The sequence below is a fragment of the Corallococcus sp. EGB genome (assembly GCF_019968905.1).
In the GTDB taxonomy this organism is placed as follows: Bacteria; Myxococcota; Myxococcia; order Myxococcales; family Myxococcaceae; genus Corallococcus.
This window is the reverse complement of the sequence record NZ_CP079946.1, coordinates 6,755,797-6,775,822: the sequence shown is the minus strand read 5'-3', so window position 1 is coordinate 6,775,822 and position 20,026 is coordinate 6,755,797. Positions and strand designations below refer to the sequence as shown.

The following is a 20,026-nucleotide window of genomic DNA, read 5'->3' as shown; positions in this document are numbered from 1 at the left end:
TCGCTCAAGGCAGCTTGAGGGGGAGGTAGCGCGTGAGGCCGAAGCGGCCCTTCAGCGCGCGCGTGGCCACCTGCAGGAGCCGGTACTCCAGCTCGCCGTGCTCGCGCCGGTACTTGTTGTGGATGATGGCGTTGGACTCCGCCACGGACTTCTCCACCTTCGCTCCCGTCTTGCCCAGGTCGTTCATCAGCGACGGCTTGCCCACCCGGTAGTTGAGGATGGGCCGGTCCACGTAGACGTGGCCGTAGCGGCGGATGCCGCGCATGTAGAAGTCCACGTCCTCGTAGACGGGGATGTTGGGGTCGAACCCGCCCAGCGGCTGGAAGTACTCGCGGCGCACCATGCACGCGGAGTTCACGTACAGCGTGCCCAGGAACAGGATGTGCGCCACCGTCCACGCGCTGCTGGGCGTGGTGGCTCCCACCTTCGCCACGCGCTCGAAGTAGCTGCTCTTGTCCTCCAGCCACTCGGGGTCCTCGCTGAAGGGCACCACCCAGCCCACCGCGACGCCCGCCTCCGGCCGCGCGTCCAGCGCGGACACCATCGCGTGCAGCGCCCCTTCCGCGAGCGTGTCGTCGTCATCCAGGAAGTGCAGGTAGCGGCCCTTCGCCAGCGTGGCGCCGTGGTTGCGCACCAGCGCGGGGCGCCCCTTCGACGGCACCTCCTGCTTGAAGTAGCGCACGCGCGGATCGCCAATGCCCTGCACCGCGTCGCGGGCCGTGCCCTCCGGCGAGTCATCCAGGACGATCACCTCCACCTGGACGCCTTCTTGACGCAGCGCGGAGTGGATGGCCTCCACCACTTCCTTCTCGCGCTTGTACGTGGGCATCACCACCGAGACGTCGACTGGGGACATATGCCCCGGTTTATACCGGTGGCGCCCCACGACTGAGAAGCCAGCCAGGCCCCCCGCGCCCGGGGCATTCCGCCTCCGAGGGGCATTCCGCCCCGGTGCCCCCCTGTGTCCTCAGCTACCCGCCCGCTGTCCGGGGAAGCGAACGCGAACGGCGGGCTCACGGTGGTTCGGAACTTTCTACGTGCCCGTCATGAAGTGGACCGGAAGAAATCACGGTCGGAGCGCGACAGGGCTGCCACACCGTGGCTGCCGGGCCACGGGGTTTTCAGTAGCTGGCGATGGCGAAGTCGTACGCGTCCACGTCGTCCCGGCCATCCGCTCCGGCGGAGTACGGCGAGGCTTCGTCCTCCTCGGAAGGGGCGTCCTCCAGAGGGGCGCCGTCGGCCTCCTCCGGTTCCTGCGGCAGCCATCCGGGATGCAGTTCCTCGCGAGCCATGTGCGTGACTCCTCTTCCGCAAACGGTACGGCTTCACCCCCAGTCCTGCAGCCGTTGTGCCATTTCTGGTGACGAAGCGGCCCTCGTGCACGGGTCGCTTCCGACGGAGGGTGGGTCGCCGGACGGCCAGGCATGGCTTGACGCCGGAGCCCGGGGCCGACAGGAAGGGAACACCCCATGGCGGTCCTTCTGGCACATGAAATCGAAGACCCGCGCCCGTGCAGCTACCTGCCGGAGCGGGAGGCGTCCCTGGAGACGCTGGTGATGCGCAACGTCACGGCGCAGGAGTACGAGCACCTGCTGGTGCGCGGGTGGCGCCGCTTCGGGCCGCAGTACTTCCGGCCCGCGTGCGCGGCGTGCCACGAGTGCGTGTCCCTGCGCGTGCCGGTGGCGGGCTTCACGCCCAACCGCAGCCAGCGCCGGGCCCGCGCCGCGTGCGCGCACCTGCGCGTGGAGGTGGGCCCGCCGCGCGTGGACGAGGAGCGCCTGGCGCTGTACCGCGCGTGGCACGCGGAGCGGGAGTCGTCGCGCGAGTGGGCTCCATCCGAGCTGGGCCCGCGCGAGTACTCGCTCCAGTTCGCCTTCCCGCACCCGTCCGCGCGCGAGGTGGCCTGGTACGACGACACCGACCCGGCGGGCCCGAAGCTGGTGGGCCTGGGCATCTGCGACGAGACGCCGCACGCGTGGAGCGCGGTGTACTTCTTCTACGACCCGGCCTACGCGCGGCTGTCGCTGGGAAAGGCGAGCGTGCTGTTCCAGGTGGAGCTGGCGCGCGAGCGGGGCATCCCCTACGTGTACCTGGGCTACCGGGTGCTCGCGTGCGACTCGCTCCGCTACAAGGCCGGCTTCCGTCCGCACGAGCTGCTGGAGGGCCGCCCCGCGCTGGATGCGCCGCCCGTGTGGCGCGCCGCGGTTGACGCGCCAGAAGCCGCGGCTGACGCGCCAGAGCAGGAGCCGGCCCCCGCGCCGTTGGCGGCCGTCAGGAGCCGCTGAGCAGCGCCGCGTCGAAGAAGCTGCGCAGGTGGTGCGCGTACGCCTCCGGGGCCTTCTTCGCGTACTCGCCGTGGTGCGCGCCGGGCACCACCCAGTAGGACTTGGGTTCGCACGCGGCCTGGAAGAGTGCGTCCTGGAGGAACGCGGGCGCGTACTCGTCGACGTCGCCGTTGATCAGCAGGAGCGGCCGGCCCTTCAAGTCGCACAGGCGCTTCATGGGGTCCACCGCCTCCACGTCCACGCCGGACAGGCGCAGCGTCCAGAGCACCGGCTCGGCGCTCAGGGGCCCCCACTTGCCGTAGCTGTAGCGCGTGTCCGCCACCAGCGACGGGTACGCGCCCGCGGCGGCCACCGCCTTGAGCCGTGGATCCTCCAGCGCCCCGAGCATCGCGGTGGTGCCCCCCATGGAGAAGCCCAGGACGCCCAGACGGGACGGGTCCACGTCGTCGCGGTGGGAGACGAAATCCACCGCCGCGCGCAGGTCCTCGCGCTCGCGGTCGCCCCACGTCACCAGGTCGCCCTCGCTCTCGCCGTGGCCGCGCGAGTCGAAGAGCAGCACGCCGTAGCCCGCGCGTGAGAGCACCTCCGCCTCGAAGAGCATCTGCGTGCGGTTCTCCGCGAAGCCGTGCATCACCACCACCGCCGCGCGGTTGCGCGACGGCAGGTACCAGCCGCGCAGCGTCAGGCCGTCCCGCGTGCGCAGCGACACGTCCGCGCGCTCCGCGAGCGCCCCCGGCCCGACCGGCTTCAGCGGCTGGCGCGCGGGGTGCATTACGGCGCGCGCGGTGCGGACGTTGCGGGACGCGATGACGGCCGCCACCGCGAGCACGCCCACGAGGGCGAGCGCGATGAGACGGGCGGGACGGGGATGGATGGGTTTCTTCACGAGGATGGAATGTGAGCCTATACCCGGAATCCGGTCCCTGGCAGGAGGCCCCGGGCTCGTTGCGCTTCCAAGCAATGAGGCCCGAGCCCTGCCTCGCCTGGCGCACGTGGGGGTGCCCGGGCTGGAGGTGCTGACAATGACGCCCGATGTGTCGGTGGTGGTGCCCACCTTTCGCCGTCCCGCGCTGGTGGTGGAGGCCGTGCGAAGCGCGCTGTCCCAGGGGGACGACGGGGTGCGCGTGGAGGTGCGCGTGCTGGACGACAGCCCGGAGGGCTCCGCGCGCGAGCCCGTCCTGGCGCTGGGCGACGCGCGCGTGCATTACGTGAAGCGGGACGTGCCCACCGGCGGCAACCCCGCCACGGTGCGCAACGAGGGCTGGCCGCTCACCACCGGCCGCTACCTGCACTTCCTGGACGACGACGACCGCGTGGCCCCCGGCGCGTACCGGGCGCTCATGGTGGCGCTCGATGGGCACCCCGGCAGGGGCGTGGCCTTTGGCCGGGTGGCGCCCTTCGGTGACGACGCCGCGGTGCTGGCCCAACAGACGGCCTACTTCGAGGACGCGGCGCGCCGGGCCCGCGTGGCCGCGCGGCTCGGTTCGCGGCGCTGGATGGTGGCGAACATGCTGTTCCGCCCCACGGTGCTGGTGAACTCCGCGTGCCTCGTCCGCCGGGAGCTGTTGCCCGCGCTGGGCGGCTACGACACGCGGCTGCCCCTGGTGGAGGACGTGGACTTCTACCTGCGGGCCATCCGCCGCGGGGGCGCGGTGTTCCTGGACCGGGTGGTGCTGGAGTACCGCACGGGCGCGCCGTCGCTGATGCACAACGAGCGCGACGCGAGCAAGGCGGTCAGCGCGTACCGGCTCATCCATGAACGCTACCGGCGCGAGTGGGGCGCGGCGGAACACACCGCGCTCCGGCTGGCCGCGCGCACCTTCCTGCGGTGGCTCTGATGCGCCTGACCGTCGAACAGGTGGACACGGTGGAGGGGCTGCGCGCGCTGGGGCCGGAGTGGCGCGCGCTGGCCGCCCGGGTGGGGCAGGGGCTGCCCTTCGCCACCTGGGAGTGGAACGTCACCTGGTGGCGCCACTTCCGGGAGCAGCGCCGCAGCGTGACGGATCACCTCTTCGTGCTCGCGCTGCGGAGCGCGGAGGGAGCGCTGCGCGCCGTGGCGCCGCTCATGCGCACGGAGCGCCCGAGCTCGGGGCCGGTGCGCGTGCGGGTGCTCCAGTTCCTGGGGGCGGACCCCAACGTCACGGAGCTTCGCGGGCTCATCTGCGCGCCGGAGCTGGAGGCCCCCGCCTACGCGGCCGTCACGCGCCATCTGCGCGAGCACGCGTCCGAATGGGATTGGATCCTCTGGAACGGAGTGGACCTGCAGGGGCCGGCGGCGGCCGAGCTCTCCCGCATGTCGCCGCTCACGCCGGTGCATGAAGTGCCCGCGTACGTGCTGGAGCTTGCGCCCACGTGGGAGGTGTTCAAGGCGGGCCGCTCGCGCAACATCAAGGAGTCGCTGCGCAAGTGCTACAACTCACTCAAGCGCGACGGCCTGTCCTTCACCTTCCAGGTCGCGCGCACGCCGGAGGAGGTCGCCCCGGCGCTCGCCACGTTCTTCCAACTGCACCAGGCCCGCGCGGAGGCGCAGGACGCGGCGGTGCGTCACCGCGACGTGTTCGGCTCGGAGCAGGCCCGCGGGTTCCTCATGGACCTGTGTCAGGACTTCGCCCGGCAGGACGCGGTCCGGGTGTTTCAACTGTGTATTGGCGGGGCCGTGGTCGCCACCCGCGTGGGCTTTGTCCTGGGCGAGACCTTGTATCTCTACTATTCCGGTTATCTCCCCCGCTGGGGTGACTACAGCGTGATGACCACCACCGTGGCGGAGGCCCTGCAATACGGCATCTCGCACGGATTGAAAGTGGCACATCTGTCCTCGGGGAGGGATGTTTCGAAGCTGCGCTGGGGGCCCCGGGAGATCCTCAAGCACGACGCTGTTCAACTGTCTCCAGAGTGGCGGGGCCGCCTGGCCTTCGCTACCTATCGCAAGGTGCGTGAGCTATTGAGCAACGAGCAGCTCCAGGGGTGGGCCCGCCGGACGCTCGGACGCAGGGCGGGAGAATAAAAATCGTTTCTTACCGGGAATCCCAGACATTGGAATTGCAGGCGCGAGAGATGGCGGTCCCTGCCACCGGGCGGCGGCGCGTGTTGTTCACGCTCGTCTTCATGGGGACGGGCGGCATCGAGCGCTCCGTGTGCAACGTGCTGGCGGGCCTGGACCGGGAGCGGTTCAATCCCTCGCTGTTCTTCCACCACGGGCCTCCGCCGCCGGACACGCGCGGGCGCATCCCCGCGGACGTGCCCATCTCCTGGGGCGTGGGCGTGGAGGCGTACCGGCGGTGGGAGCTGCCGCGGATGTTCTGGCGGCTGTTCCACGAGGCGCGCAAGGCGGACATCATCGTCTCCGGACAGGAGGGGAGGGCGGCCCTGCTGGCGCGGATGGCGGGGGCTCTCCTGGGCAAGCCGGTGTTGGGGATGGTGCACTTCGACTGGGGGGCCTTCCACCGCGAGCAGCCCCGGCGTCAGCTGTGGGGCCTGAAGGTCCTGTACCCGGGCATGGACCGCATCGTGGCGTGCGGCTACGACTCCGCGAAGGCGTTCGCGGAGCTGGTGAACGTGGACCGCGAGCGGCTGGAGGTCATCCCCAACTTCGTGGACGCGAACCGCATTCGCGCCGCGGCGGACGCGCCCCTGCCCGCCTGGGCGGTGCCGGTGTTCCAGAAGCCGGTGGTCATCGCGGTGGGCCGGCTGGAGCCCCAGAAGTCGTTCGACGTGCTCATCCGCGCGCACGCCCGGATGCGGGCGGCGGGGACGGACACCCACCTGCTCATCCTGGGAGTGGGCTCGCTGGAGGCGGAGCTGAAGGCGCTGACGGCGGAACTCGGGGTGGGGTCTTCCGTGTTCATGCCGGGCTACGCGGACAATCCGCACGCGTTGATGCGGCGGGCCACGGCGTTCGCCCTGTCCTCGCGCTTCGAGGGTCTGCCCATGGTGATGCTGGAGGCGCTGGCCCTGGGCTGTCCCATCGTCAGCACGGACTGTCCCTCCGGCCCGGCGGAGGCGCTGGCCGGGGGGCGGGCAGGCGTGCTGGTCCCCATGGGGGATGACAGGGCCCTGGCCCAGGCGCTGACGCGGGTGGTGACGGACGAGGGCTGGCGCGACAGCCTGCGCCAGCGGGCCCTGGACCGGGCGGACGAGCTGTCCGCGGAACGGGCGCTCAAGGCCTGGGAGTCGCTGCTGGCGCAGGTTTGAAGCCGGTTCGCGCTCACTCCAGGGAGGGGCCCTGGGGGGACAGGCCAGGAAAACCTTGCCCCCCTGGTCCCGCTTCACGAGGATTCACACCCATCATGACGACGACGAACGAGACGCAGGGCCTGAACTTCCTCCAGGAGGTCATTGAGGAAGACCGGCGGACGGGCAAGCACGGTGGACGCGTGCACACCCGCTTCCCGCCCGAGCCCAACGGCTACCTCCACATCGGCCACGCCAAGTCCATCGTGCTGAACTTCGGGCTGGCGCAGCAGTATGGCGGCAAGTGCAACCTGCGCCTCGACGACACCAACCCGCTCACCGAGGACACCGACTACGTGGAGTCCATCCAGCGCGACGTGCGCTGGCTCGGGTTCGACTGGGACGACCGGCGCTTCTTCGCGTCCGACTACTTCGACCGGCTCTACGCCTTCGCGGAGCAGCTGATCTCGCAGGGCCAGGCCTACGTGTGCAGCCTGTCGCCGGAGGAGATTTCCCAGTACCGCGGGGACTTCACCACGCCGGGCAGGGACAGCCCGTACCGCACGCGCACGGTGGAGGAGAACCTGGACCTGTTCCGCCGGATGAAGGCGGGCGAGTTCCCGGACGGCAAGCACACGCTGCGCGCGAAGATCGACATGACGTCGTCGAACCCCGTGCTGCGCGACCCGCCCATCTACCGCATCCGGCACGCGCACCACCACCGCACGGGCGACACGTGGTGCATCTACCCGCTCTACGACTTCGCGCACTGCCTGTCGGACGCCATCGAGGGCATCACGCACTCCGTCTGCACGCTGGAGTTCGAGAACCGCCGCGTGCTGTACGACTGGATCGTCAACGCGCTCATCAAGGGCGACCGGCCCTACCAGTACGAGTTCGCGCGGCTGAACCTCACCTACACGGTGATGAGCAAGCGCAAGCTGCTCCAACTGGTGCAGGAGAAGCGCGTCTCCGGCTGGGATGATCCGCGCATGCTGACCATCAGCGGCCTGCGCCGCCGGGGCTACACGCCCGCGTCGCTGCGCGACTTCGCCAGGCGCATCGGCGTGAGCAAGTCCGACAGCCTCATCGACATGGGCGTGCTGGAGCTGAGCATCCGGGACGACCTCAACGAGACGGCGCCGCGCGCCATGGCCGTCCTGCGCCCGCTGAAGGTGGTGCTGGAGAACTACCCGGAGGGCCAGGTGGAGGAGCTGGAGACGGCGAACCACCCGAAGCGCGAGGACATGGGCACGCGCAAGGTGCCGTTCATGCGCGAGCTCTACATCGAGGCGGACGACTTCCAGGAGGTGCCGGAGAAGGGCTTCTTCCGCCTGGCGCCGGGCAAGGAGGTGCGCCTGCGCTCCGCGTACTTCATCAAGTGCGAGAAGGTCATCAAGGACGCGGCGGGCAACATCACGGAGCTGCGCTGCACCTACGACCCCGCGACGCGCGGGGGTGATTCGCCGGATGGCCGCAAGGTGAAGGGCACGCTGCACTGGGTGCCGGGCAACGCGCCCGTGGCCCAGGTGCGGCTGTACGACCGGCTCTTCTCCGTGGAGCAGCCGGACCGGGACAAGGAGAAGGACTTCAAGGAGTTCCTCAACCCGAACAGCCTGGAGACCCTCTCCCACGCGCGCGTGGAGCCGATGCTCGCGGACGCGAAGCCGGGCGACCGCTTCCAGTTCGAGCGCCTGGGCTACTTCTGCGCGGACTCGGTGGACTCCAAGCCGGGCGCGCCCGTCTTCAACCGCACGGTGACGCTGAAGGACTCGTGGGTGAAGGAGCAGAAGAAGTAGGCGGCTGCTGTCCGCGGTCACGTCTCGCGGAGCCTCGGGTGGCAGCGCCCGGGGCTTCTTCGTTTCCGCCCCTCCCCCGGGGGCGATGGTGGGCCTCGGCCCGCGGGGCCCATGCTGGAGCGGGCACTGCCGCCCTGTCTCCCGGAGCTCGTCCCTCCATGGCGCCCCACCCGCTGCCGCCGCCGACGTACGCCGAGGTGGATGCGATTGTCCGCATGGAGGACGCGCCCCTGCGCAACCTCCACATCACCCACACGTACTACGTGCTGAGGGTGTGCTTCGCGGGCGTGCTGGGGGAGGTGGATCAATCCTGGTGCGTCTTCGCCACCTGGGCGTCGAAGACGGCGGGGGCGTTCATCCGCAAGGAGATGGTGGCCTCGCTGGAGCGCGACATGCTGTCCCGCGCGGACGCGGTGATGCGCGGGCTGGGCGTGACGCAGGCCCGGCTCCTGGGGTCGTGGGGCCTGCCGTCGGGCGTGGCCACCGTGGTGACGAGCATCATGGATCCGGTGATGAGCGCGGTGGCGGAGCACGTCGCGCGGGGCAACCTGTGGGTGTTCCAGGAGCTGGGCCCGCTCTACACGGCGATGCTGGACCACTTCACCGGCCCCGGCGCGACGAGCCCCGCCGCGCTGGAGCGCGTGCTGGCGCGGCTGAAGCCGGGGCCGCTGGAGTCCGGGGGCCAGGACCTGCTCATCCGCGCGGTGCGCGCGTACCACGAGGCCTTGAGCCTCCCGCGCGCCAAGGACCGGGCGGAGCGCGTGTTCCTGGCCAACGCGCTGGTGGGCTACCACGAGCAGACGCGGCTCCAGGAGCCCATCATCGGGGCGCTGCGGGCGCCGCTGAAGGCGCTGTTCCTGGACCACCTGCGGGAGCTGCTGCGGGGCAGCAGGATGCCGGAGACGTGGCTGCTCGCGGCCTTCACGCCCGTGGCGGACCAGCTGGAGCGCTGCTGGCGCGAGCTGATGACGCGCGAGCTGATGACCCTGGAGCTGCCGGACCGCGCGCTGCGGTTGGGCGAGGACATCCCGGCGCTGACGCCCTCGGCGGACTTCCCGGCGGACCTCATGAGGCTGGAGCACCCGGAGCTGCGCGCCCTGATGAAGCAGCTGGACCGGACGCCGGACGACACGGCGGGCAGCGCGGCGCGGGACTGGGGCTCGTTGAAGGACCGGATGAACCTCGTCGTGGACCTGTTCCGCTCCCGCCAGCAGGACCGCGTCCTCTCCCAGCCGCCCTTCACGCCCGCGCAGGTGGAGGCCTTCCAGCAGGGCCGGATGCCCGCCGGGAGGTTGTGAGCCGGGCTAGGAGCCGCGCGGCGCCTCGCGGGTCATCTCCACCATGGTGGGGCGCCAGCCCAGGCGCGCGAACAGCCGTTGCGCGGCTTCGTTCTTCGCGGCGGTGTGGAGCACGACGCGCGGCGCCCCCAGCTCCGCGAGCCGCTCCACCATGGCCTCCGCGAGCAGCCGGCCGGTGCCGGTGCCGCGCGCCTTCTCGTCCACCCAGATGTCGTGCAGCGCGCCGTGCCGGTCGAGGAGCATGTTCCAGTCCACGCCCTCCAGCCGGCCGTAGCAGTAGCCCACGACCTCGCCGTCCAGCTCCGCCACGAGCACCACGGCCTCCTGCGGACGGCGCGCCTCCTTGCCCAGCCACCAGCGGTAGCCGGACTCCACGTCGTCCGGGACCATGAAGCGTCGGGGGTCGAAGCCGTGGTGTTGACGTGCGAGCGCCGCGCCCATGCGGCCAAGGGCGGGCGCGTCCGGGTCCTTGGCGGGGCGGATGGTGACGGGCATGCGTTCTCCAGGAGGCAGGTCTTCCGCCCCAACTTGCGCACCGCGGGCCGCGTCTGTCGAAGGCTTCTGGAGGAAAATGCCCGCCCGGCGTTGCCTAGCGGGCCTTCGCGCGCATCTGGGGCACGGTGCTCTTGCCGTCTCGCGCGCTGGTGCGGGCCATCTCCAGGAGGCCCCAGCCGGCCACGAGGGCGAACACCGCGCCGACCGCCGTCACGATGTAGTTCACGAAGCCCGTGTCGCCGCACTGGAGGCACGCCACGGACGGGTCCCCCGGCTCGTAGTGCAGCGTCACCGGAGCGCCGGCCACGTAGTGGCGCGACACAGCCTGCGCCTCCGCGAGCCCGCCGGAGCCGTGGCCGTCGAAGGCCACCGTGTCGGAGGTGTAGGGCACGCCGTTCACCTCGTAGCGGTAGCTCACGTCCGGGCGGAAGCTCACCGCGCGCTTGCTGCGCAGCGTCTCCACGCGGGAGCTGACCACGGTGCCCTGCACGGTGGGCCAGTCCTTGCTCGCCTTCGAGCGGTACACCATCCGCCCGCCCGCGAACGCCAGCGCCACGCCGAAGCCCAGCAGTGCCAGTCCCATCAGCCACTTCATCATCGTTCGAGTCCTTGCTTGCCGACCGCGCGGTCCGGGCGCGGAAGACGAAACCCCCAGGGATTGCAGCCACCGGGCCAGGGCCTTGCGCCTGGAGGCACGGGGCCGCGAGGCGGGGCAGATTTCCCCACGAGGGGCAATTCGCCCCAGTAGACTCCGGAGCCTCCATGCCCGCACTCGCCCCAGAGCTCGAAGTGGCCCGGCGCATCGCGCGCCAGGCTGGTGACATCCTCCTGCAGGTCTACGCCACGGACTTCTCCGTCACGGACAAGGCCGGAGGCGCGGGGCCCGTCACGTTGGCGGACGAGCGGGCCAACGCCTTCATCGTGGGCGAGCTGCGCAAGGCCTTCCCCTCGGACGGCGTGGTGGCGGAGGAGAGCGAGGACGCCTCCGACGCGAAGCGCTTCAATCGCTGCTGGTTCGTGGATCCGCTCGACGGGACGCAGGAGTTCGTCAACCGCAACGGCGAGTTCGCCATCCACATCGGCCTGGCGGTGGAGGGCCGGGCCGCGCTGGGCGTCGTCTACCGCGCGGTGGGGGACGTGCTGTACTCGGGCGTGGTGGGCGAGCAGGGCCATGTCGAGGACCCGCGGGGGCGCCGCGCGCTGCGCGTGTCGGACGTGGCGGACCCCGCGGCGCTGCGGCTCGTGGTGTCGCGCTCGCACCGCTCGAAGACGACGGACGCGGTGGTGCAGCGGCTGGGCATCACGAAGGAGACGGAGTCCGGTTCGGTGGGCCTCAAGTGCGGCCTCCTGGCGGAGGCGCGCTGCGACCTCTACGTGCACGTGAGCGACAAGAGCTACCGCTGGGACAACTGCGCGCCGGAGGCCGTCATCCGCTCCGCGGGCGGCGTGCTCACGGACCTGGCGGGCGACGCGTACCTGTACGACGGCTCCGAGCTCCAGAACCGCCGCGGCCTGCTCGCGTGCAACGCCGCCGCCTTCGACAAGGTGCTGCCCGTCGCCTCGCAGGTGGCCCGCGAGGCCGGCCTGCTCAAGTAGTCAGGGCGCTTCGGCCGCGCGGCGCAGCTCGCCGTACAGCCGCGCCAGGTCCGGCAGCTGGTAGCTGGCGTTGAGCCCGCTGGGATTGGGCAGCACCCACAGCCGCGTGCCACCCAGCGTCTGCTCCTGCGGTCCGAACCTCGCCTTCGGCCGCGCGAAGGCGGTGCGGTACGCGCCCAGCCCCAGCACCGCGAGGTACCTGGGGCGGTAGCGCTTCACCTTGCGCTCCAGTGACTTCGCGCCCCCCGCGTACTCCTCCGGGGCCAGCATGTCCGCGCTCGCGGTGGCCCGGTCCACCACGTTGGTGATGCCCAGGCCCAGGGCCAGCAGCTCCTCCTGTTCGGACGGGTCCAGGCGGCGCGGCGTGAAGCCCGACGCATGCAGCGAGGGCCAGAAGCGGTTGCCCGGCCGCGCGAAGTGCACGCCCACCACCGCGGAGTAGAGGCTGGGGTTGATGCCGCAGAAGAGCACGCGCAGGCCCGGGGCCAGCAGGTCCTTCATGGTGCGGCCGGTGGCGGCGAACAGCTCGTCCTTCGTGGGGCGGTGGAGCTTCATGGCGCGGGACATCCCGGCCGGAACCTAGCGGGTCGGGTCGCACATCGCACGGTGATGCGCCCGGACGCGCACCGGGCAGGGGAGGGGACGGACGCCTTTCCCCGGCGACAGCGCCCGGCCCACCCGGGCAGAGTCCCGCTTCGTGTCCGCTTCGACTCCGTCCGCTTCGCACCGGCTCATGCCCAGGCACTGGGTCGCGCTCGCCGTGAGCGTGGTGCCGCTCGTGCTCTACGCGGCCTTCTCCAGCCGCGAAGGCGACCTGCCGCTGTACTTCCAGACGTCCCGCGCGTTCCTGGACGGCGCGGTGCCCAACCGCGACTTCCGCTTCGAGTACCCGCCCTACGCGATGCTGTGGTTCGTTCCCGCGGCGTGGTTGGGCGGCGACGTGCGCGGCTTCGTCGTCGCGTTCGGCCTGGAGCTCACGCTCTTCGACGCGTTCATCAAGTGGCTGCTGCTGTCGGAAGGCGTGCGCCGCTGGGGCACGGCCCGGCGCGCGTGGGCGCCGTTCGCGGCGTACTTCGTCGTCGGGTGGATCCAGAGTGTTCACGCCCTCAAGCGCTATGACCTGATTCCGGCCGCGCTCGCGCTGGGCGCGCTGGTGGCCCTGATGCGCCGGCGCGAAGGCTGGGCGGGCGCGGCGCTCGCGGTGGGCACCGTCACCAAGCTGTTCCCGGCCGTGCTCGTGCCGCTGGCCCTGGCCGTGAGCTGGCGCCGGGGCGCGAAGCCCACGCGGGCCCTGGTCACCGGCCTGGTCGCGGGCGTGCTGCCGCTCCTGCCGCTGAGCCTCGTGTGGCCGTGGTGGCGGTTCGCGTCCTTCCACGTCGAGCGGGGCCTGCAGGTGGAGGCCTTCTCCGCGGGCCTGCTCTGGGCCGCGCACCTGCTGGGCTTCGCCGACGTCCAGTGGGTCCATGCCCCCGCCGCCTACGAGCTGCACGGCGCGGCCGCGGAGGCCGTGCGCGACATCACCCGGAAGCTGTGGGTCGTGGGCTCGCTGCTGGCCGCGGCGGTGTCGGTGCGCGCCGCGTGGCGCAGGCCCCCGGTGCTCATCGAGGACGTGGCCCGGCTGGCGCTGGTGCCGCTCGTGGCCTTCGTCATCCTCAACCCGGTGCTGAGCCCGCAGTACCTCATCTGGCTCACCGGGGCCGCCGCGCTCGCGCTGCTGTCCGGCGCCGTGGGGCCGTCCGCCGTGCTGCTCGTGGCCGCCGCCATCACCCGGGGCCTCTTCGCGGGCAGCACCTACCGCACGGGCTTCCAGCCGTCCTTCACGGTGCTGCTCCTGGCGCGCAACGCGATGGTGCTGGGCGTGGGGCTCGTCTGGGCCCGCGAGGCCTGGCGGCGGGGACGCCCCGCGCCGGTGAGCGGGGCGTCCGCGGACGTGGTCCCTCATTCCGGGCCTTGAGGCTCCGGGAGGGCGGGCTCACTGCTCCTTGAACTCGCGGCCCAGCACGCGCTGCTTGCGCATGCGGCTGAGCGCGCTCAAGGTGATGGACGGGATGAGCCGGGGCCCGATGCGCGCCAGCATGGACCAGGTCCACCACCAGTAGTTGGTGGCGATGGCGTCCTCCACGGTGAGCACGCGGTGCCACCAGCCGTACGGCAGGAAGAGGATCTCCCCGGCCTCCAGCACGAAGTCGTAGTCGGGCCGCTGGCCCCCGGGCAGCTGCTCCGGGAATCCGCCGTCGGGCGCCAGGTCGTGCTCGCTCATCACCGACCAGACGTGGCCCAGCTTCGTGGGCCTCAGGTCCTTGTCGCGCCGGGGCGAGTACAACTGCCACTGCTTGCGGCCCACCATCACCGCGTGCAGGTTGTGGGCGCGGTCCAGGTGCAGCTGGGTGAAGCAGCCCTTGGGGCCCATGAAGAAGAGCTGCTCGGTGAGCCGGTGCGGGACGTCGTAGTCCTGGAAGCGCACGTCGCCGCGCAGCTGGGGGAGGATGCGGAACATGTCGTTGCCGATGAGGTAGCCCGCGTCCTTCGCGCCCGGGCCCTTCACCGTCTGGACGTACTCGCGCAGCGTCTGCTCGCGCACCCGGCCCACGCGCTCCACGCCGCCCCCGTCCTTGCGGCTGTAGCGCAGCCACTCCACGGGGACGCGCGTCTCGCCCAGCTCCCGGGCGAACCAGTCGAAGGTCCACTGCTTCTCCGCGGGCCAGCCCTTCATGCCGTCGGTGAGGATGACGGGCAGGTCGTCGGCTTCCAGCGCGTCGAAGAAGGCCCGCCGGTTGTCGGCCGGCAGCGCCCTGCGCGCCGGCGAGCGCGCGGCGTCGCCGGTGAGGGGCGTCGCGGTGCTCATGACGCCTCCGCGGCCGGAGCGCCCTTCGTGGCGTCGCGCTGCATCCGGTCGAAGTTGTCGTCGATGCCGTGGCGCACGTCCGCCAGCATGTGGATCTCGAACTCCTGGTACGCGAACGACGGCCACGCGCGCAGCAGCGACAGCAGGGCCTCGTGCGAGTCCGCGTTGATGATGCACAGCCCCATCTTGGGCAGGACGTAGTAGGCGCAGTCCATGGTGCGGTCCATGAGCCGCGCCTCCACCCACGCGCGCACGGCGCGGTTGAGCGCGACGGGGTCCGGGGGCTGGACGCCGGAGGGACGGTCCTTGACGTAGACGAGGTACTTCATCGGTGTGGCTCCTGGGCTTGCGGATGAGGGGATGCGGGACGTTTCACGAGGCTCCGGCGCAGGTTCTGGATGAGCCCGCGCGGGGTGTTTCGCAGGAAGAAGTGGTCGCCCAGGAAGGTCTGGGTGGCGAAGCGGCCGGTGCTCAGCTCGCGCCACGCCTCCGTGGCGTCCTCGGGGACGTAGTCGTCGATGCCCCGGAAGGCGGACACGGGACACGTCAGCGGCGGCCCCGGCTGGAAGCGGTAGGACTCGCACAGGGCGGTGTCCGCCAGCAGGGTGCCGCGCATCAGCGCAAGCATCTCCTCCGCCATCTCCCCGGACAGCGACAGCGCCGCGCCCAGGCGCCGGGCCTCGGCCACGTCGATGTCGTGGGTGGACGGCGTGGCCGGCGCCGTCGCGAGCGTCTGGGGCGCGCGGTAGCTGGCGACGAAGAGGTGCAGCGGCGCGGGTAGCCCCCGCTCGCGCAGCGCGCGCGCCAGCTCATAGGCGAGCAGGGCGCCCATGCTGTGCCCGAAGAGGGCGAAGGGCTTGTCCGGGAGCGCGGAGACGACGTCCACCAGCAAGTCCATCATCCGGGGCAGCTCGCGCAGCGGCGGCTCGCGCAGCCGGTTCTCCCGGCCGGGCAGCTGCACGGGACAGACCTCGATGTCCGGTCCCAGCTCCTTCTGCCAGGCGCGGAAGAGCGAGGCGCTGCCGCCCGCGTGTGGCAGGCAGAACAGCCGCGCCCACGCGGACGGCGGGGGCTCGTGGAAGGCCAGGCCCCGGGAGGGCGCCGTCGTGCTCATGACCGGGCCTCGTGCGCGACGGCGTGGGGCGCGGGCCTCGCGGGGGCGCGCAGCACCTGGTGATACACGGCGAGGTTCGCGGCGACCATGCGCGGAAGGTTGAACACCTCCACGACGCGGCGCTGTCCCGTCTCCCCCATGCGGCGGGCCCGGGCGGGGTCCGCCAGCAGCTCCAGCAGCGCGTCCGCGAACGCGTCCACGTCCACCTCGCGGGGGCCGCCCGGCGCGCCCGGCTTCACGGGGACGATGAGGCCCGTCTCTCCGGGCACGACGATCTCCGCGGGGCCTCCGGAGTCCGTGACGACGAGCGGCAGGCCCGAGGCCATGGCCTCGATGACGGTGTAGCCGAAGGGCTCGTACAGCGAGGGCACCACCGCGATGTCCGCGATGCGGTGGAGCAGGCCCAGGTGCTCGCGCGGCAGCTTGCCCAAGAGCTTGATGCGGTGGAGCAGCGGCGCGTAGCGCTGGGACAGCTCCTGCACCATCTTCGTGGACTCGCGCGAGTCGGTGCCGCCCGTGAGCAGGAACCGCACCTGCGGCCGCTTCGCCAGCACCCGCTCCGCCGCGCCGAAGATGGCGCTGATGCCCTTCATCTGATGGAGCCGGCCCGTGTAGAGGACGATGGGGTCCTGGGGCGTGGCCACGGTGGCGCGCAGCCGCGCGTAGTCGTCCGGCGAGTGGGATGGCTTGCGGAAGGGCTCGGCGTCCATGGCGCAGTGGATGGTGTGCAGCAGCGCCGGGGACAGGCCGTACGTCTCCTGGATGAGCCGGCTCATGGACGCGCTCACGGAGATGATGGGGTTGGAGCCGTCGTAGAGGCTCCGCTCCTCCTCCAGGATTTCGGGGTCGGGCGTCTGGCCCCACCAGCGCTCGGCGGGCTCGGAGATGTAGTGGCTGGTGCCCAGCACGGGCACGCCGGCCTCCTGGCCCAGCGCCCGCGCGGCGCGGTGCGTGTGCCACTGGTGGAAGTGGATGATGTCCGGCTTCGCCTCGCGCAGGCGCTCGCGCGCGGCGCGCAGCAGGTCCTCGTTGAAGAGGCGGAGGCCGCCCACGAGCGACAGCTTCGCCGCCTGGGACAGGCTCTCGCGGCTGGGCGGCACCAGGTGCACCGTGAGCCGGGGCTCGCGCAGCACCGCGGGCTCGCCCGGCGTGTACGCGACGACCTCGACCTCGCAGCCTTCCTGCACCAGGCCGCGCGCCAGCTCGTACACGTACGTGCCCACGCCGCCGGCGATGTTGGGCGTGTACTCCATGGCCAGGATGAGCGCCCGGATGGGCGGGGAGTTGGGAGGAGCCATGTGTGTCGTCTCTCGCTCTCTACGGCGTGCGGGGCGCCGCTTCCTTCCGGGTGGTCAGCTCCTCCAGCACTCGCAGCAGCGCGGCCACCTCCGGGTCGCTGTGCCCGGGGTGGACCCGCTGCCGTTCGACGAGGGCCGCGAGCCGGTGGATGGTGGGGGCCTCGAACAGCGCTTGCAGCGGCAGGGCCGCGCCGAAGGTGTCCCGCAGCCGGCCCACCAGCGTGGTGGCCAGCAGCGAGTGCCCGCCCAGCGCGAAGAAGTCGTCGTGGACGCCCACCGGCCGCACGCCCAGCACCTCCTCCCAGACGCGCGCCAGGGCCCGCTCGTCCTCGGTGGAGGGCGCCACGAACTCCGTGCGCAGCGCGGGGCGCGTGTGGCCCGGGTCCGGGGCGGCCTCGGGGGCCTCGGACGCCCGCGCCTCCTCGGGCGCGTGCGCGGCCGCGTGCGTGCGCGGGCCGTCCGGCGACACCCAGTAGCGCTTTCGCTCGAAGGGGTAGGTGGGCAGGGACACGCGCTGGCGGGGCGCGCCCGCGTGCACGGCGGCCCAGTCCACGTCCACGCCCGCCATCCACAGCCGCCCCAGCGCGGCGCGCGCGACGAGCGCGTCCGGCGTCTTCTCCTCCGGGTGGGGCAGGGACGTCACGGTGGTGGCGGGGACGCGCAGGCCGGTGTGCCGCGACGCGAAGGTGGCGAGCGTCCGGCCGGGGCCGACCTCCAGCAGCACGGGGCTCGCGCCCAGCGTCTGGAGCCCCGCCGCGAAGCGCACCGGCTGGCGCAGGTGGTTCGCCCACGCGGTGGGGTTCGTCGCCTCCTGGGCCGTGACCCAGGTGCCGGTGACGTTGGACAGGTACGGGATGCGCGGCGCCGACAGCCTCACCCGGCGCACCCGCTCGGTGAAGGGCGCGAGGATGGGGTCCATCAGCTGCGAGTGGAACGCGTGGGAGGTGTGCAGCGGCCGGTGCGCGACGCCGCGCGCCTGGAGCCGGCCCTTCAGCCCCTCCACCGCGTCCACCGGCCCCGCGACCACCGTCAGGCCCGGCGCGTTCACCGCCGCTACCGACAGCCGCGCGTCCAGCAGGGGGGCCAGCTCCTCCTCGGCCAGCGCGACGGAGAGCATGGCGCCCGGCGGCAGCTCCTGCATGAGCTGACCGCGCGCGGCCACCAGGGCCAGCGCGTCGTCCAGGCTGAACACGCCCGCGAGGCACGCGGCCACGTACTCGCCAATGCTGTGGCCCACCATCGCCTCCGGCTGGATGCCCCAGGACATCCACAGCTTCGCCAGCGCGTACTCGATGGTGAACAGCGCGGGCTGGGCCAGGCGCGTCTGCCGCAGCTGGGCGGCGGCGGCCTCCTCATCCCTGGCGGCCGGGTAGAGGACCGTGCGCAGGTCCAGGCCCAGGTGGGGCGCCAGCTTCGTCGCGCAGGCGTCCACCTCCGCGCGGAAGGCGCGCTCGCCGCCGTACAGGCCCCGGCCCATGCCCACGTGCTGCGAGCCCTGGCCGGGGAACATGAAGACCACGCCGCGCCGCGAGCGCTCCTCGAACTCCGTGAGCAGGCGCGACGGGTCGCCCAGCGCGGCCAGCGCGTCCTCGCGGCCCTGACACACCACCGTCCGGCGGTGGGCGTGGCGGCGCCGGCCCACCTGGAGCGTGTGGGCCACGTCCGCCAGCGCGAGGTGGGGGTGGGCGCGCAGGTGCTCCGAGAGCCGCTCCGTCTGCGCCGCGAGCGCGGTGGCCGTGCGCGCCGACAGCACCAGCACCTCCGGCGCCTCCGCCGCCGCGGGCCGGGGGGCGCGCGCGGGGGGCTCCTCCAGGATGACATGGGCGTTGGTGCCGCCCATGCCGAAGCTGCTCACGCCCGCGCGGCGGGGGCCGTGGGGGGAGGCCTTCCACTCGCGCAGCGCGGTGTTGACGTAGAAGGGGCTCTTCTCCCAGGGGATGTTGGGGTTGGGCGTGTCGCAGTTCAGGCTGGGCGGCAGCTTGCGGTGCTTGAGCGCGAGCGCCGCCTTGATGAGCCCCGCGATGCCCGCGGCCGCGTCCAGGTGGCCCACGTTCGCCTTGAGCGAGCCCAGCGCGCAGGTGCGCGGCCCCACGGCCTCGTCACCGAAGGCGCGCGTGAGCGCCTGGACCTCGATGGGGTCGCCCAGCGGCGTGCCCGTGCCGTGCGCCTCCACATAGCCGATGCTGCCCGCGGACACGCCCGCGTTGCCCAGGGCCTCGGAGATGACGGACGCCTGGCCCTCCACGCCCGGGGCGGTGTAGCCCACGCGCGCGCCGCCGTCGTTGTTCACCGCGGAGCCGCGGATGATGGCGTGGATGGGGCTGCCGCTCGCCAGCGCGTCCTCCAGCCGCTGCAACGCCACCACGCCCGCGCCGCTGCCGAAGACGATGCCGCGCGCGTGCGCGTCGAAGGGCCGGCAGTGCCCGTCCGGGGAGAGGATGCCGCCCTCGACGTAGCGGTAGCCGCCCTGGATGCCCAGGTTGATGGACACGCCGCCCGCCAGCGCCACGTCGCATTCGTGGTTGAGCAGGCTCTGACACGCGACGTGCACCGCGACGAGCGAGGTGGAACAGGCGCTCTCCACGTTGAAGCTGGGGCCCTTCAGGTCCAGCTTGTAGGAGGCGCGCGTGGTGAGGAAGCTGCCCGCGTTGCCCAGGTTGAGCTGGAGCGGATCCGCCGTGCGCATCAGCTCCGAGTTGCCCAGCAGGTTCAGCACCAGGTAGGTGCTCAGGGCCTGGCCGCCGAAGACGCCCACCAGCAGGTCCTCCGGCGGGGACGCGTGACCGGAGTCCTCCAGGGCCTCCAGCGCGCACTCCAGGAAGAGGCGGTGCTGCGGGTCCATCAGCTCCGCCTCGCGCGGCGTGTAGCCGAAGAAGGCCGCGTCGAAGCCGGCGACGTCCTCCAGCCGGGAGGCCACCTTGATGAACCGGGGGTCCGCCAGCGCCGCGGGGGCCACCCCCGCCTTGAGCGCCTCCTCGTCCGTGAGGGGCTCGATGGACTCCACGCCGTCGCACACGTTGCGCCAGAACTCCTCCAGGGAGCGGGCTCCCGGGAAGCGTCCGGCCATGCCGACGATTGCGATCTCCGTACCTGCTGGGGTCTGGGACACGGGATGTCGTTCCTTGG

The 20,026-nt window shown here is 72.1% G+C and carries 19 protein-coding genes; 8 read left to right on the top strand and 11 right to left on the bottom strand.

Features of this window, described 5'->3' with window-relative positions:
* Positions 1-4: 4 nt before the first annotated feature.
* Both KYK13_RS27700 and KYK13_RS27695 read right to left on the bottom strand, forming a co-directional pair.
* Entirely contained in the window at positions 5-856 is an 852-nt protein-coding gene (locus KYK13_RS27700; protein ID WP_223635499.1) for a glycosyltransferase family 2 protein, read from the bottom strand.
* Positions 857-1,121: 265 nt separating this feature from the next.
* Positions 1,122-1,292, bottom strand: coding sequence for a hypothetical protein (locus tag KYK13_RS27695; RefSeq protein WP_223635496.1), 171 nt, complete (start codon positions 1,290-1,292; stop codon positions 1,122-1,124).
* Positions 1,293-1,469: 177 nt separating this feature from the next.
* Here KYK13_RS27695 and KYK13_RS27690 point away from each other — a divergent pair, with 177 nt between their 5' ends.
* Positions 1,470-2,285, top strand: a complete 816-nt coding sequence (locus KYK13_RS27690; RefSeq protein ID WP_223635493.1) for an arginyltransferase — start codon at positions 1,470-1,472, stop codon at positions 2,283-2,285.
* On the opposite strand, the gene KYK13_RS27685 is transcribed toward KYK13_RS27690, so the two are convergent.
* Positions 2,272-3,171: an alpha/beta hydrolase gene (locus tag KYK13_RS27685; protein WP_223635489.1), complete on the bottom strand. Its 900-nt coding sequence runs from the start codon at positions 3,169-3,171 to the stop codon at positions 2,272-2,274. The genes KYK13_RS27690 and KYK13_RS27685 overlap by 14 nt on opposite strands.
* 136 nt (positions 3,172-3,307) lie before the next feature.
* On the opposite strand from KYK13_RS27685, the gene KYK13_RS27680 reads away from it, so the two are divergent.
* The 5 genes from KYK13_RS27680 to KYK13_RS27660 all read left to right on the top strand — a co-directional run bounded on the left by KYK13_RS27680 (position 3,308) and on the right by KYK13_RS27660 (position 9,552).
* Positions 3,308-4,123, top strand: a complete 816-nt coding sequence (locus KYK13_RS27680) for a glycosyltransferase family 2 protein (protein WP_223635486.1) — start codon at positions 3,308-3,310, stop codon at positions 4,121-4,123.
* Positions 4,123-5,289, top strand: a complete 1,167-nt coding sequence (locus KYK13_RS27675) for a GNAT family N-acetyltransferase (protein WP_223635483.1) — start codon at positions 4,123-4,125, stop codon at positions 5,287-5,289. The genes KYK13_RS27680 and KYK13_RS27675 overlap by 1 nt, the downstream gene beginning before the upstream one ends.
* A gap of 50 nt (positions 5,290-5,339) precedes the next feature.
* Positions 5,340-6,476 carry a glycosyltransferase gene (locus KYK13_RS27670; RefSeq protein WP_223635480.1) on the top strand — a complete coding sequence of 379 codons (1,137 nt, stop codon included), beginning with the start codon at positions 5,340-5,342 and terminating at the stop codon, positions 6,474-6,476.
* 95 nt (positions 6,477-6,571) lie between these two features.
* Positions 6,572-8,254, top strand: coding sequence for a glutamine--tRNA ligase/YqeY domain fusion protein (locus KYK13_RS27665; protein ID WP_223635477.1), 1,683 nt, complete (start codon positions 6,572-6,574; stop codon positions 8,252-8,254).
* Between the two features lie 158 nt (positions 8,255-8,412).
* Positions 8,413-9,552, top strand: a complete 1,140-nt coding sequence (locus KYK13_RS27660; RefSeq protein ID WP_223635475.1) for a hypothetical protein — start codon at positions 8,413-8,415, stop codon at positions 9,550-9,552.
* A gap of 6 nt (positions 9,553-9,558) precedes the next feature.
* Here KYK13_RS27660 and KYK13_RS27655 read toward each other — a convergent pair whose 3' ends face one another.
* Together KYK13_RS27655 and KYK13_RS27650 are read right to left on the bottom strand one after the other, a co-directional pair.
* Positions 9,559-10,047 carry a GNAT family N-acetyltransferase gene (locus KYK13_RS27655; RefSeq protein WP_223635473.1) on the bottom strand — a complete coding sequence of 163 codons (489 nt, stop codon included), beginning with the start codon at positions 10,045-10,047 and terminating at the stop codon, positions 9,559-9,561.
* Between the two features lie 94 nt (positions 10,048-10,141).
* Positions 10,142-10,645, bottom strand: coding sequence for a DUF3592 domain-containing protein (locus KYK13_RS27650; protein WP_223635471.1), 504 nt, complete (start codon positions 10,643-10,645; stop codon positions 10,142-10,144).
* Between the two features lie 164 nt (positions 10,646-10,809).
* Here KYK13_RS27650 and KYK13_RS27645 point away from each other — a divergent pair, with 164 nt between their 5' ends.
* Positions 10,810-11,643, top strand: a complete 834-nt coding sequence (locus tag KYK13_RS27645; protein WP_223635469.1) for a 3'(2'),5'-bisphosphate nucleotidase CysQ — start codon at positions 10,810-10,812, stop codon at positions 11,641-11,643.
* On the opposite strand, the gene mug is transcribed toward KYK13_RS27645, so the two are convergent.
* A complete protein-coding gene (gene mug / locus KYK13_RS27640; RefSeq protein WP_223646800.1) occupies positions 11,644-12,144 on the bottom strand; it encodes a G/U mismatch-specific DNA glycosylase in 501 nt (166 codons plus the stop codon).
* A gap of 196 nt (positions 12,145-12,340) precedes the next feature.
* Here mug and KYK13_RS27635 point away from each other — a divergent pair, with 196 nt between their 5' ends.
* Positions 12,341-13,597 carry a glycosyltransferase 87 family protein gene (locus KYK13_RS27635; protein WP_223635466.1) on the top strand — a complete coding sequence of 419 codons (1,257 nt, stop codon included), beginning with the start codon at positions 12,341-12,343 and terminating at the stop codon, positions 13,595-13,597.
* Between the two features lie 18 nt (positions 13,598-13,615).
* Here the strand turns inward: KYK13_RS27635 and KYK13_RS27630 are convergent, their stop codons facing one another.
* The 5 genes from KYK13_RS27630 to KYK13_RS27610 are packed head-to-tail and all read right to left on the bottom strand — an operon-like array spanning position 13,616 to position 20,009.
* Positions 13,616-14,488 (bottom strand): cupin-like domain-containing protein, encoded by an 873-nt coding sequence (locus KYK13_RS27630; RefSeq protein WP_223635463.1) that lies wholly within the window; start codon positions 14,486-14,488, stop codon positions 13,616-13,618.
* Entirely contained in the window at positions 14,485-14,817 is a 333-nt protein-coding gene (locus tag KYK13_RS27625; protein WP_223635460.1) for a hypothetical protein, read from the bottom strand. The genes KYK13_RS27630 and KYK13_RS27625 overlap by 4 nt, the downstream gene beginning before the upstream one ends.
* Positions 14,814-15,602: a thioesterase II family protein gene (locus KYK13_RS27620; protein WP_223635457.1), complete on the bottom strand. Its 789-nt coding sequence runs from the start codon at positions 15,600-15,602 to the stop codon at positions 14,814-14,816. Before KYK13_RS27620 ends, KYK13_RS27625 begins: the two co-directional genes overlap by 4 nt.
* Positions 15,599-16,900 (bottom strand): glycosyltransferase family 4 protein, encoded by a 1,302-nt coding sequence (locus tag KYK13_RS27615; RefSeq protein ID WP_223635454.1) that lies wholly within the window; start codon positions 16,898-16,900, stop codon positions 15,599-15,601. Before KYK13_RS27615 ends, KYK13_RS27620 begins: the two co-directional genes overlap by 4 nt.
* Positions 16,901-16,919: 19 nt before the next feature.
* Positions 16,920-20,009, bottom strand: a complete 3,090-nt coding sequence (locus KYK13_RS27610) for a type I polyketide synthase (protein WP_223635451.1) — start codon at positions 20,007-20,009, stop codon at positions 16,920-16,922.
* Between the last annotated feature and the right edge of the window lie 17 nt (positions 20,010-20,026).

Excerpts from the sequence above, each read along its gene's own strand:
- KYK13_RS27625 (WP_223635460.1), bottom strand. The coding sequence starts at position 14,817 with ATGAAGTACCTCGTCTACGTCAAGGACCGTCCCTCCGGCGTCCAGCCC.
- KYK13_RS27620 (WP_223635457.1), bottom strand. The coding sequence starts at position 15,602 with ATGAGCACGACGGCGCCCTCCCGGGGCCTGGCCTTCCACGAGCCCCCG.
- KYK13_RS27630 (WP_223635463.1), bottom strand. The coding sequence starts at position 14,488 with ATGAGCACCGCGACGCCCCTCACCGGCGACGCCGCGCGCTCGCCGGCG.
- KYK13_RS27615 (WP_223635454.1), bottom strand. The coding sequence starts at position 16,900 with ATGGCTCCTCCCAACTCCCCGCCCATCCGGGCGCTCATCCTGGCCATG.
- KYK13_RS27660 (WP_223635475.1), top strand. The coding sequence starts at position 8,413 with ATGGCGCCCCACCCGCTGCCGCCGCCGACGTACGCCGAGGTGGATGCG.
- KYK13_RS27695 (WP_223635496.1), bottom strand. The coding sequence starts at position 1,292 with ATGGCTCGCGAGGAACTGCATCCCGGATGGCTGCCGCAGGAACCGGAG.
- KYK13_RS27700 (WP_223635499.1), bottom strand. The coding sequence starts at position 856 with ATGTCCCCAGTCGACGTCTCGGTGGTGATGCCCACGTACAAGCGCGAG.
- KYK13_RS27690 (WP_223635493.1), top strand. The coding sequence starts at position 1,470 with ATGGCGGTCCTTCTGGCACATGAAATCGAAGACCCGCGCCCGTGCAGC.
- KYK13_RS27675 (WP_223635483.1), top strand. The coding sequence starts at position 4,123 with ATGCGCCTGACCGTCGAACAGGTGGACACGGTGGAGGGGCTGCGCGCG.
- KYK13_RS27650 (WP_223635471.1), bottom strand. The coding sequence starts at position 10,645 with ATGATGAAGTGGCTGATGGGACTGGCACTGCTGGGCTTCGGCGTGGCG.
- KYK13_RS27665 (WP_223635477.1), top strand. The coding sequence starts at position 6,572 with ATGACGACGACGAACGAGACGCAGGGCCTGAACTTCCTCCAGGAGGTC.
- KYK13_RS27645 (WP_223635469.1), top strand. The coding sequence starts at position 10,810 with ATGCCCGCACTCGCCCCAGAGCTCGAAGTGGCCCGGCGCATCGCGCGC.
- KYK13_RS27670 (WP_223635480.1), top strand. The coding sequence starts at position 5,340 with ATGGCGGTCCCTGCCACCGGGCGGCGGCGCGTGTTGTTCACGCTCGTC.
- KYK13_RS27655 (WP_223635473.1), bottom strand. The coding sequence starts at position 10,047 with ATGCCCGTCACCATCCGCCCCGCCAAGGACCCGGACGCGCCCGCCCTT.
- KYK13_RS27680 (WP_223635486.1), top strand. The coding sequence starts at position 3,308 with ATGACGCCCGATGTGTCGGTGGTGGTGCCCACCTTTCGCCGTCCCGCG.
- mug (WP_223646800.1), bottom strand. The coding sequence starts at position 12,144 with ATGAAGGACCTGCTGGCCCCGGGCCTGCGCGTGCTCTTCTGCGGCATC.